The sequence below is a fragment of the Methanomicrobia archaeon genome, assembly GCA_016930255.1.
Lineage (GTDB): Archaea > Halobacteriota > Syntropharchaeia > Alkanophagales > Methanospirareceae > JACGMN01.
The window spans coordinates 18,930-29,045 of sequence record JAFGHB010000049.1; the positions used below are offsets into that span (position 1 = coordinate 18,930).

At 48.3% G+C, this 10,116-nt stretch carries 14 protein-coding genes; 9 read left to right on the forward strand and 5 right to left on the reverse strand.

Annotation, left to right across the window (positions count from 1 at the left end; translation table 11 throughout):
- The first annotated feature begins 1 nt into the window (after position 1).
- Together JW878_07430 and JW878_07435 are read left to right on the forward strand one after the other, a co-directional pair.
- On the forward strand, positions 2 to 1,765 hold the full coding sequence (locus JW878_07430) for an aldehyde:ferredoxin oxidoreductase (protein ID MBN1762886.1): 1,764 nt from the start codon (positions 2 to 4) through the stop codon (positions 1,763 to 1,765).
- Positions 1,766 to 1,839: 74 nt separating this feature from the next.
- Positions 1,840 to 3,399, forward strand: a complete 1,560-nt coding sequence (locus JW878_07435; GenBank protein MBN1762887.1) for a phenylalanine--tRNA ligase subunit alpha — start codon at positions 1,840 to 1,842, stop codon at positions 3,397 to 3,399.
- Positions 3,400 to 3,591: 192 nt separating this feature from the next.
- Here the strand turns inward: JW878_07435 and JW878_07440 are convergent, their stop codons facing one another.
- Positions 3,592 to 4,023, reverse strand: coding sequence for an archease (locus JW878_07440; GenBank protein ID MBN1762888.1), 432 nt, complete (start codon positions 4,021 to 4,023; stop codon positions 3,592 to 3,594).
- Positions 4,024 to 4,204: 181 nt separating this feature from the next.
- Here JW878_07440 and JW878_07445 point away from each other — a divergent pair, with 181 nt between their 5' ends.
- The 3 genes from JW878_07445 to JW878_07455 are packed head-to-tail and all read left to right on the forward strand — an operon-like array spanning position 4,205 to position 6,439.
- Positions 4,205 to 4,687 (forward strand): PadR family transcriptional regulator, encoded by a 483-nt coding sequence (locus JW878_07445; GenBank protein MBN1762889.1) that lies wholly within the window; start codon positions 4,205 to 4,207, stop codon positions 4,685 to 4,687.
- A 9-nt stretch (positions 4,688 to 4,696) separates the two neighbouring features.
- Entirely contained in the window at positions 4,697 to 5,683 is a 987-nt protein-coding gene (locus JW878_07450) for an ATP-binding cassette domain-containing protein (GenBank protein ID MBN1762890.1), read from the forward strand.
- 6 nt (positions 5,684 to 5,689) lie between these two features.
- Positions 5,690 to 6,439, forward strand: coding sequence for an ABC transporter permease (locus JW878_07455; GenBank protein MBN1762891.1), 750 nt, complete (start codon positions 5,690 to 5,692; stop codon positions 6,437 to 6,439).
- A gap of 299 nt (positions 6,440 to 6,738) precedes the next feature.
- Here JW878_07455 and JW878_07460 read toward each other — a convergent pair whose 3' ends face one another.
- Positions 6,739 to 6,918: a hypothetical protein gene (locus JW878_07460; GenBank protein MBN1762892.1), complete on the reverse strand. Its 180-nt coding sequence runs from the start codon at positions 6,916 to 6,918 to the stop codon at positions 6,739 to 6,741.
- Positions 6,919 to 7,252: 334 nt separating this feature from the next.
- Here JW878_07460 and JW878_07465 point away from each other — a divergent pair, with 334 nt between their 5' ends.
- From JW878_07465 to JW878_07480, 4 genes are read left to right on the forward strand one after another with little or no spacing between them, the layout of a single operon-like run.
- Complete coding sequence (locus tag JW878_07465) at positions 7,253 to 7,450, forward strand: YwbE family protein (protein MBN1762893.1); 198 nt, start codon at positions 7,253 to 7,255, stop codon at positions 7,448 to 7,450.
- Positions 7,451 to 7,487: 37 nt separating this feature from the next.
- Complete coding sequence (locus tag JW878_07470; GenBank protein MBN1762894.1) at positions 7,488 to 7,817, forward strand: hypothetical protein; 330 nt, start codon at positions 7,488 to 7,490, stop codon at positions 7,815 to 7,817.
- Positions 7,786 to 8,169, forward strand: a complete 384-nt coding sequence (locus tag JW878_07475; protein MBN1762895.1) for a hypothetical protein — start codon at positions 7,786 to 7,788, stop codon at positions 8,167 to 8,169. The genes JW878_07470 and JW878_07475 overlap by 32 nt, the downstream gene beginning before the upstream one ends.
- Entirely contained in the window at positions 8,132 to 8,512 is a 381-nt protein-coding gene (locus JW878_07480) for a hypothetical protein (protein MBN1762896.1), read from the forward strand. Before JW878_07475 ends, JW878_07480 begins: the two co-directional genes overlap by 38 nt.
- Positions 8,513 to 8,701: 189 nt before the next feature.
- Here JW878_07480 and JW878_07485 read toward each other — a convergent pair whose 3' ends face one another.
- From JW878_07485 to albA, 3 genes are all read right to left on the reverse strand, one after another.
- Entirely contained in the window at positions 8,702 to 9,043 is a 342-nt protein-coding gene (locus JW878_07485) for a hypothetical protein (protein ID MBN1762897.1), read from the reverse strand.
- A 5-nt stretch (positions 9,044 to 9,048) separates the two neighbouring features.
- Positions 9,049 to 9,189 carry a hypothetical protein gene (locus JW878_07490; GenBank protein MBN1762898.1) on the reverse strand — a complete coding sequence of 47 codons (141 nt, stop codon included), beginning with the start codon at positions 9,187 to 9,189 and terminating at the stop codon, positions 9,049 to 9,051.
- 641 nt (positions 9,190 to 9,830) lie between these two features.
- On the reverse strand, positions 9,831 to 10,073 hold the full coding sequence (albA, locus tag JW878_07495; GenBank protein MBN1762899.1) for a DNA-binding protein Alba: 243 nt from the start codon (positions 10,071 to 10,073) through the stop codon (positions 9,831 to 9,833).
- Positions 10,074 to 10,116 lie beyond the last annotated feature (43 nt).

The following is a 10,116-nucleotide window of genomic DNA, read 5'->3' on the forward strand; positions in this document are numbered from 1 at the left end:
GATGCAATCAAAAGATATGAATAGGGTTTTGTACATAAATCTGACGAAGAGGGCCACCTCAGTAGAGCGGAGAGGGGATTTATTTGACGAGTATTTAGGCGGTACGGGTGTTGCGATAAAGCTGTTGGAAGAAGAATGCCCACGAGGTATCGATCCGTTGAGTGCTGATAATTCCATAATCTTTGCCGTTGGTCCGCTCTCGGCGTTATACCCTTCTGCATCAAAAACGGTCGCGATGTTTAAGTCGCCATTAACGGGTAACCTTGGCGAGAGTCATTGCGGTGGCAGGAGTGCGATGGCAATTAAATTCGCAGGATACGGGGCGATTGTTATTAAAGGCGCCAGTGATATTCCGGTCTATCTGGCGATTCACGGCGATGATATCCACTTTAGAGATGCCTCGTCTATCTGGGGCGTGGAGGCACAGACTGTCGGCCGAATTCTAAGAGAGGTCGAGCCGGGCTCGGGGGTTCGGTCGATCATCAGAATCGGAAGCGCAGGGGAAAAACAGGTGCGGTACGCCTGTGCGGTCTGTGAGACCTATCGGCATTTCGGACGGCTCGGCTTGGGCGCCGTGATGGGCTCGAAGAACCTGAAAGCTCTGGTCATATCAGCAGATAAGAGCCTAGAGCTACCAAAAGCGAAAAGGAAGGACTACAAGAAGGTTTACGACGAGCTTCAGGGTGTCGTGGTCAAAACGGACGCGATGGAGAAGTATCATGATTTAGGCACCGCGGGGAAGATTTACGATTTGAATAAAATCGGTGGTATGGCCTACAAGAATTTAGAATCGGGACAGGCGCCGGAAGAGATAGCACGGGAGTTGGCTGGCGAGAATTTCGCAGAGAAGGTGCTTTCAAGGCGCGTTTCCTGTGCACACTGCCCGGTAGGGTGTATCCATTTAGCATCGCTCAGGGAAATGTACGAGCCCGGGTATTATTTCAAGACCTCGATCATCCCGTACGACAACGAGACGATTTATTCGCTTGGATTTATGCTTGGGATGACGAAAGTGGAGGATTATCTGCGGTTGATTGATGTCGTTGATCGGAGGGGGATGGATGCGATAAGCACGGGCGTTATCTTGGCATGGGCGACGGAGGCGTACGAAAAAGGGCTCATAACAAAGGAGCATACCGACGGCCTTGAGCTTAGGTGGGGCGACGTTCAGGTTTATTCCGAGGCGATACGTAAGATCGTGAGGATGCCCACTGAATTTTATCGAGATCTGGCGCGGGGCGTTGAGCACGCATCGAGCGTGTACGGCGGGCAGGATTACGCACTCGCCTTTGGCGGCAACGAGATGCCTGAATACCACACGGGGATTGCGTGCTACCTCAATAATCTTGCCGGTGCACGACACAGTCATCTTGATTCTGCGGGCTACGACCTCGATCAGAAGTTGCTCGGGAAGGAGTTTACGCTCGAAGAGGTCGTGGAGAAGTTACTGAAGGAAGAGGAGTGGCGGCAGATACTCTCAAGCCTCGTCGTCTGCTTCTTTGCACGGAAAGTGTACACGCCAGCGGTAATACCAAAGGCGCTAGATGCGATCGGCGTAAAAGGGTGGACTTCAGAGAAATTAGAAGAGCTCGGCAGAGAGATACATCGAGCTAAGATGAACTTCAAGTTCAGAGAAGGATTTAACCTCGATACCATTCGGATACCGAAACGGATCTTCGAAGTACCAACGCCACACGGACTCTTAAAGGAGGAGGAGCTCAGGAAAGCTCTTGCGATTTACAAGGAGCGAATCGGAAGCGGATAAATAAGTAATTTCATACACCTTTAAATTAGCAGGGATCTTAAGTGGCATAGCCGGGAGATAAAAGGAAACGAACCATGACTGATGCAGACTTAACCACGACCGAGAAGTGGGTTTTGCTGGCGCTGGCTAGTGAAAAAGGCCGCGTGTGGGAGCCACGAGCCTTAGCGGAGAAAACGGGCATACATGAGGATGCGGTAATGCAGGCGACCTTTATGCTCGCGCAGAGGGGACTTTGCGAGATCGAAGAGCGGAAGAAGGTCTGGTATCAGTTGACGGAAGAAGGCGAGAGATACGCGACTATAGGCATAGGCCTGCCAGAACGTCGAGGGCTTAACTTGTTACCATTACCTTTACCGGAGTTTAAGAACTCGTTTACCACGGAAACTGAGGCCAATATCGCGACAAATTGGCTGTTACGAAAAGGTTGGGCGCGATTCGAGGATAAAGAAGGCGAAAAGGTTCTAACGCCGACGGGGAACACGTCCTGGGGGGCTCAAGGGCATACCGTAGATGAATACATCTTGGACCTTCTGCGAGTTGCAGGAGAAAGAGAAGATAAAACGCTTTTCAACGAGGTACGGACAATTCCAGGGTTTGAGAGTGATACCGCAATACGGCGTTTTTTGGACGAGCTGGTAAAGAAGCGGAAACTGTTACTGCTGACTTCAGAAAGCGAGCGCAAAATCGCGATTACCGACGCGGGCCAGGGGCTCCTTTCCCGTGGCATCAGCGTGGAGGAGGAGATAGCGCAGCTTACTCCTGAGCTTATAAGAACCGGTTCGTGGAGAGGTCGCAAATTCAAGACGTACGACGTGAATCTCCCGTCACGAGAGGAGTTCCCGGCGAAGGTGCATCCGTACCAGCGTATTCTGGATATGATGCGGCGGATTTTCACGGAGATGGGCTTTGCGGAGATAAAAGGGGATCTTATCCAGAGCGCATTCTGGAATTTCGATGCGCTGTTCGTACCGCAGGACCATCCGGCGCGTGAGATGCAGGATACCTTTTATCTTGGTGTGCAGAAGCCCCTGGACGTGAGTGAGGCGGTTATACGGAATGTCAAGGAGATGCACGAGCATGGGGGCTCGTTACCGTCCACGGGATGGGGCGGCGAGTGGAAGAAGGAGTCAGGCGAGGAGCTGCTGCTGAGGACCCATACCACTGCGGTGACGTTGTGGTATCTGGCATCGCATCCTGAGCCGCCGGTGAAGGTATTCAGTATCGACCGCGTATATCGTCGTGAAACCCTTGATCCGACGCATCTTCCGGAATTCTACCAGTTGGAAGGGATTGTGATGGATAAGGGTGTCTCGTTCAGTAACTTGCTGGGGTTACTCGCGACCTTCTACAAGAAAATGGGGTTCCCGTCGATACGATTTCGCCCGGGTTATTTCCCGTATACCGAGCCGTCAGTGGAGGTGGAAGTATACATGCCGGAGCACGGCTGGTTAGAGCTGGGCGGTGCGGGCGTATTCAGGGAAGAGGTAACGAAACCGGTTGGCGTGGACTATCCCGTGTTAGCCTGGGGGCTCGGTGTCGAGCGACTCGCCATGCTGAGCCTGGGTGTATCGGACATACGGGACTTGTACCGGTCGGATATCGACTGGTTGCGGAAGACGAGGATCTTCAGGTAATAAGGGGCCAGACCCCTTTATCAATAAAACTTTCTTGTAGCAAATAAAGAAAGTTTATCTACGAAACTCTTATTCTGATCCTTCTCTTAGAGAAAAAAACTTCATCAAAGAACCTATAGTCTTACTTCTTGGTTCTTTTCTAAGGATTGTGCGCTTTCTTAGCACAGGTTCTTTCTCGTAGAAAGAAAGTGTTTAGACATCCAGCACCACGCGCGCGTGCCACACCTCGTTCTTCTTGACCTCCATCATGTTGTACGTCACGGCCTTGATAATGATGCCCGACTCGTGCTTCTCCGGATCGAACTGCCCGCCCCGACACATCCCTTTTATGCTAAACGCTGACTTGTTTACTTCTATGTCAAAGGAGCTCATAACGAGCGATTCCGACTCGAAGAGGAAGAGCAGCTCATCCAGCCAATCGAACATCAAGCTGTAGAGATCTTCTGCTTGTACCGTTATCACCCGTTCCTCCGTTGCTTCTATCGCATCGATATCGGTCATGAAGCTGTACATGGCGAGCGCGGCATTGGCAAAGAGCTCTTCTAACGTAACGCCGTACGCCTCGAAGCCCACGTCTGAGGGATGCTCGATATACCGATATTTGAGATCTTCTTCTCGTGTCATTTGCCTATTTTTTGAGGAATTAGCGCTAAGTTAATATTTCATTCTAGCTAAATTAAAGATAAGGTGACTTCAGCCCCACCTCATGGAAGATTGATCTACTTCACAGGTTCCCTTGTTACTTCGATGTCGAACGGTGCGAACTCGGAATATTTATATACTTGCGCGCCCTTTTGTAATAGCGATGACAGGTCTGTTGACGTTCGCCTCGGAGGGCGGAAGAGAAAGAGGCTTGCTTGCCCTGTTTATTCTGCATTCGCTCAATCGACAACCTAAATCAGGCTATGGAGTGCTCAAGGAGATCTCGGAGAAGACCGGAGGGGTATGGGTGCCGAGCAAGGGCACGCTCTATCCGATTCTGAAACAGTTAGAGGAGGAAGGACTGATACGAGTAGGCGAAATAGGTAAGCGCTCAAAGACCATTTTTGAACTTACACCGAGCGGAGAAGAAGCGTTACGTACCATAAAGGAGCATAAGAAAGAATCACGCGAGAAACATTTACAGTTTAAAAATCTGCTGATTGAGATCTTCGGTGAAGAGAATGTTACGGTGAAAGGGTTGTTTATCGAGATACGTGCAGCGATCGATGACTTAGCGCCTGACAAGAAAGAACAAGCAGTGAGGATTATCGAGCGGTGCCTTGCGGATTTAAAGAGTCTGGATTGAGTGAAAAACATGGTCGCGATAGAAGTGGAAAATCTGACGAAGAAGTTTAACGGCTTTGTTGCGGTAGACAACGTTTCGTTCAGCATAAAACGTGGCGAAATCTTCGGCTTGCTCGGGCCGAACGGAGCGGGAAAGACGACCACCATCTCGATGCTATCCACGTTATTACGGCCAACGTCCGGCTCTGCGCGGGTGAATGGTTTTGAGATCACGAAACATGAAGATGCTGTGCGAAAATCGATCGGTATTGTCTTTCAGGATCAGAGCTTGGACGAGGAGCTCACTGCGTATGAGAACATGGACTTTCACGGGCGACTGTATCGTATTCCGCGAAATGAGAGGCACCAAAAGATCGTGGAACTGTTGACGCTTGTTGAGCTGGATGAGCGTAAAAACAGCCTGGTAAAGACCTTTTCCGGCGGAATGAGGCGGCGTTTGGAGATAGCCCGGGGATTACTGCACGAACCAAAAGTGCTGTTCCTGGACGAGCCGACGCTGGGACTGGACCCGCAAACGAGAAACCATCTCTGGGAGTATATCGAGCGATTGAATACGGAGAAAGGCATTACGATCATTCTTACGACCCATTACATGGACGAAGCAGACCGGCTCTGTGATCGGGTGGCGATAATCGATAAGGGCAGGATCATAGCTGCGAACACACCGGAGAAGCTGAAAGAAGAGATTGGCGGCGACGTTATCACCATTAAATCGTCCGATCAAGACAAGCTGTATACGCAGCTTACAAAGCTAGCGTGGATTGAGCGCGTAGAGCCGCATGACGGCTTTGTTACCATCAGCTTGAGAAATGCGGAGAAGCACGTTGCGGAGCTTGTGCAGCTTTCCGCCACGAACGGCATCGATATTGAGTCGATTTCTATTCGTAAGCCGACGCTTGAAGACGTCTTTTTACACGTTACCGGCAGGACGATACGGGAAGAGGAAGCGAGCAGCAAGGATCAGATGCGGATAATGCATCGATTACACAGAGGTTAAGATAAAATGGACATTGTATACACGATCTGGTTACGGAACATGAAACGATACCTGCGCTCGAAGAGCAGGATCATTGGTAGTCTGGGCATGCCCCTGTTCTTCTTGCTCGTACTCGGCTTCGGGCTCAATTCCGTGGTGCGGATTCAGGGCTCAGGGCAGGGCTATATGGGCTTTATTGTCCCCGGTATCATCTCCATGAGCGTTCTTTTCACGTCCGTCTTTTCCGGTATCCAGATCATCTGGGACAAGCAGTTTGGATTTCTGAAAGAGACGTTAGTGGCGCCCGTCTCGCGATTGGAGATCATGTTCGGTCAGACACTGGGCGGCGCGACAACCGCGTTTATCCAGGGTTTCATCATACTCGTCCTGTCCTTGTTCATGGGCCTTAACGTTACCAGCGTCTCGGGCTTTTTGATTGCCGCGGTATTTATGGTGCTCATAGGGCTTTCGTTCACGGCGTTTGGCATCGCAATCGCGTCAAAGATGGAGGATATGCACGGCTTTCAGCTCATCATGAATTTCGTCATCTTTCCTATTTTCGGGCTGTCCGGCGCACTCTTCCCGATCGATAGCCTGCCCTCTTGGTTGCGGTCACTGACGTTGCTCGATCCCTTGACCTACGGTGTGGAAGGGATACGGTATGGGTTAGCGGGAACGTCGCAGGTGAATCCGTTCCTTGGTTTTGTCGTGATGGTGGGGTTTACCCTGTTTATGGTGGTCCTGGGCGCTGCGTTATTCAGGAAAATTAACGTGTAGCGAAAATTGATGGCTGCACCCATTTTTAACGACATTCTGATTTGGTAACGTACGCACGATGTGCGGATTTCCCGGTAAGCCTCGCGAAGCATGTGCGGGCGGACAGGAAGAAAGATCGCGAAGGCTGAAGACCTCCTGCGAGCAGGAGAGTAAATAAAACGTTAAATAGAGAGAAGGGAAAAATAAAAATACCCCTTTTTCATCTTTTTGATCAATTACCTACCACTGTTTCTTTCGATTTTCAAAGATATTTTAGCAGGAGGAAAAATCAGACTGATCTTTCCTACGGATTCCGTCGACTAAAATCTTTTTGGTCGATGCTTCTGGTAGCATTCCTGACAGTAAACAGGCCTAGTGCCATCCGGTTTAAATGGTACTTGACATTCTTCTCCGCAGTCCGCACACGTAACGGTGTGCATCTCTCGAGGTCCACGATCAAAACTCTGTCTTCTGCTGCCAAAATTCCTTGTTCTCTCCATGATAATATATACCTCCATATCCTAGTAGGCAGTGAGTAGTTAAATAGCTTTGATGCAAAAAGCCCGGGATACGTTTATTCTCACCGCTTCTTCCACAGCCCTTCAGATTCGTAGTGGCCGGTCGGTATGTGCTCTCGACCCTGCGTTTGGATTCGTCACTCACCCCCCTTTCTTACGTTTTTATCCGGTCATATGTACTACAGGGGCAGCTATAACTAAGCTGAGCGAACGAAAGAAGTGGCCATAGCAAGCTATACATACCACTATATTCACGAAAAAAGCGAAAGAACGCATGAAGAAAAGTTCTCATTAACCAGGAGCTATTCGTTAATGCATGAACGGCACGAAACGAGCGACTATCAAACCGGGGATGCGGGTCGCAATAGTACTGAAGAAGGATCAACGCTCCGGAAAGCGGACGGAAGGGATCGTTAAAGACATTCTGACAAATTCTGCAACACATCCGCACGGCATCAAAGTCCGGCTCGAATCAGGCGAGATCGGCCGAGTACAAGAGATTCTCACGGTATAGTATTTAAAGAGACGAAAAATAAGGGATGGAGTAAGAAATGAGTGAAAGTAAAATTACATTCACCTTCCCGGTCGGCTACCATGCGTTTCACAGGAAGAAATTAATTGATCTTCAACTGAATAGATGGTATGCCTATGGTTATACCCGGCTTAACGATATCCAGAAAGCCGCGGCAGAGATAAAGAAACTGGAGAATCATAAGCGTGCATTTACGAACTTAGCAGAAGCAGCAGAGGCGGAGCAGCGATTGATGAATGCTGCTTTTTATTACCGTGCCGCGGAATTTTTTGTGCCACCTTCAGATCCTGATAAAGAGGTCTTGTACGAGAAATTCGTTGATCTTTTTTTACACGGCGTTCGAAGCTGATGGAATAGAACGGTTCGGGGTGCCGTATGAAACGGGCTTTTTATCAGGGTTCCGGTTAGCCGCGCCATCTGCAACTGATAGTAAAGGAGCAATCCTCATTCACGGCGGCTTCGATTCCTTTATCGAGGAGTTTTACAGTGTCGCGCGGTATTTTAACGAGCGCGGCTACAAGGTGATCGCATTTGACGGCCCGGGTCAGGGCGCGGCACTGAAACGATACGGGCTGCCCTGGATTATGTATCGAATGGGAGAAACCGACGAGAGCTATTTTAGATCATTTCACGCTGGACAATGTGACGCTGCTGGGGATATCGATGGGCGGCTACCTGTGCCTGCGCGCTGCGGCGTTTGAGCCGCGGATACAACGCGTGATCGCATGGAGTGTCGTTTACGATTGGATGCAGGCGGTGAAAAAGTACGTCAAACGTGTAACCGAATGGTTCTTTAAACATTCGGGTGCGCTGGAGAAAGTCATCAACCTCAAGATGAAAGTCGACCCGTATCACCGGTACGTCGCGCAGCAGTGGATGTACATCACCAAAGAAGCGACACCCGTGAAAGCAGCACGGCATATTCTGGCGATGAACGCCGCGAATCTGCATTCTGAGCTGGTTACACCGGATGTACTTATCCTGACAGGCGAAGAGGACGCGTTTGCACCCTTGAAATTACACTATAAGCAGCTCGAGCGCTGAGTAATGCGAAATCGGTCACGGGTCGCATCTTCACGAAAAGGGAGCAGGCGCACAAGCACTGCCAGATCGGGAATAGTGGGCTCGCGCTTGACGTGATGGCCACATGGCTCGCAGAAAAAGCATGAGGTGGCTTAAGGTTAAGTCAGTGATCAGACGTTTATTTGTCTTATTTACCACTTAAATGCCCCATTACTTTGTTTTCAACTGCTCAATCATATGATCAAAAATGGGAGTTGTACTCAACTTTTCAAAAAATTCATCTACGAATTTTATGCTGGATTTAACAGCCCATTCAGCACAACCATGTCCTAAACACTTATCAGGATAGAAAGGATTTCCAGCTCCTGTGATGGGATTTAAGTTAAACTTACCTTTTAACATACCCTCAAATTTGTGCAGTTCAACTTCATTTATCTCTGAAAAATTTGTTATCCACTCGGGTACATAATGAATTAGTGCATTACGCAATCGTGTTAAATACTGAGAATCTTGAAATGGGCTAATACCCTGATCAAATGTCAGTTTTCCCAATAATATTAATGCAATTTGATACTTGAAACTTGTCTATCAAATATTTTTCTTCCCCATAAATTAGAAATCATCTTAATATCTTTTTGTTCTAACTGCTGCTTTATTTTACCTCCATCTTTTGTCACTGATTCATCTGATATATCCATAAAAAATTCATTTATCGTGGCTTCGAGAAATGCTACAGCAGAAAAAATAGCACCAGTTAGTATGACCGGTGTTCAGAATTCAACTCAGATGAAAACTGACCACCATAATTTCTCTCTATATTGTAACTTAACCTTGTAAATAGTGTAGCAGAATAAATATGGTTTATAGAAAAATATGTTCGGCTTTTAATTTCTAATTTTTCTGAAAAGTGCAATGTCGAATCACCCCCATATTTATATGGGCAAGTGTAGATATATAAACTTAGTTTACTTACAAGCCCACACTTTCAAAAACCCTCCGTACGGGGCCTCCATGGATTTTGAGATTTCGAGGTTACCAGTTATCGCCGAATTCCTCTCTGATTTCCCCTTTAATCGTTTTTCTGTGGTTGACTCGTTCACTATCCGCTTAATACAGGTGCTGTGGGGCGTTGAAATTTGTGAGCTTCTTCCATACTCGCTAAAGGGTTTTAAGCACGTATCGCATGCAATGCAGCGATCAGGTAAGAACTTTCTCACTACAAAACTAAAAAATGGGAAAAAAAGGAAGAAAACTAAGATAAGAGAGCGCGATAGATAGATTCCTTTGTCTTATCTTAGATTTGATAACGGCACCTACCCCCTTTACCCGCTACTCTACTCTACTTTGCTTTAGTAACCAATGTTATTTCTAGCGAGGAAACGTTCGCTTTATCTCCCCCTTCCCCCGTTAATACCTCTGTTCCCATCTTTATGTCCTTCACTTCCACGCCCGGCATGAACTTATTCCGTACTACCTCTGCAGTATCCACGGCCCGTGAGATCGCTCTCCCTCTCGCTTTGATTAATACCTCATCACTCAAGCCGTTATTAAACTGCGTCACTACCGCCAGGACATAACTCATCACAGACTTATTTCCGATATATATCACGTTGTCTTCTCCAGGC

Excerpts from the sequence above, each read along its gene's own strand:
- JW878_07430 (MBN1762886.1), top strand. The coding sequence starts at position 2 with ATGCAATCAAAAGATATGAATAGGGTTTTGTACATAAATCTGACGAAG.
- JW878_07435 (MBN1762887.1), top strand. The coding sequence starts at position 1,840 with ATGACTGATGCAGACTTAACCACGACCGAGAAGTGGGTTTTGCTGGCG.
- JW878_07440 (MBN1762888.1), bottom strand. The coding sequence starts at position 4,023 with ATGACACGAGAAGAAGATCTCAAATATCGGTATATCGAGCATCCCTCA.
- JW878_07445 (MBN1762889.1), top strand. The coding sequence starts at position 4,205 with ATGACAGGTCTGTTGACGTTCGCCTCGGAGGGCGGAAGAGAAAGAGGC.
- JW878_07450 (MBN1762890.1), top strand. The coding sequence starts at position 4,697 with ATGGTCGCGATAGAAGTGGAAAATCTGACGAAGAAGTTTAACGGCTTT.
- JW878_07455 (MBN1762891.1), top strand. The coding sequence starts at position 5,690 with ATGGACATTGTATACACGATCTGGTTACGGAACATGAAACGATACCTG.
- JW878_07460 (MBN1762892.1), bottom strand. The coding sequence starts at position 6,918 with ATGGAGAGAACAAGGAATTTTGGCAGCAGAAGACAGAGTTTTGATCGT.
- JW878_07465 (MBN1762893.1), top strand. The coding sequence starts at position 7,253 with ATGAACGGCACGAAACGAGCGACTATCAAACCGGGGATGCGGGTCGCA.
- JW878_07470 (MBN1762894.1), top strand. The coding sequence starts at position 7,488 with ATGAGTGAAAGTAAAATTACATTCACCTTCCCGGTCGGCTACCATGCG.
- JW878_07480 (MBN1762896.1), top strand. The coding sequence starts at position 8,132 with ATGGGCGGCTACCTGTGCCTGCGCGCTGCGGCGTTTGAGCCGCGGATA.
- JW878_07490 (MBN1762898.1), bottom strand. The coding sequence starts at position 9,189 with ATGGATATATCAGATGAATCAGTGACAAAAGATGGAGGTAAAATAAAG.
- albA (MBN1762899.1), bottom strand. The coding sequence starts at position 10,073 with ATGAGTTATGTCCTGGCGGTAGTGACGCAGTTTAATAACGGCTTGAGT.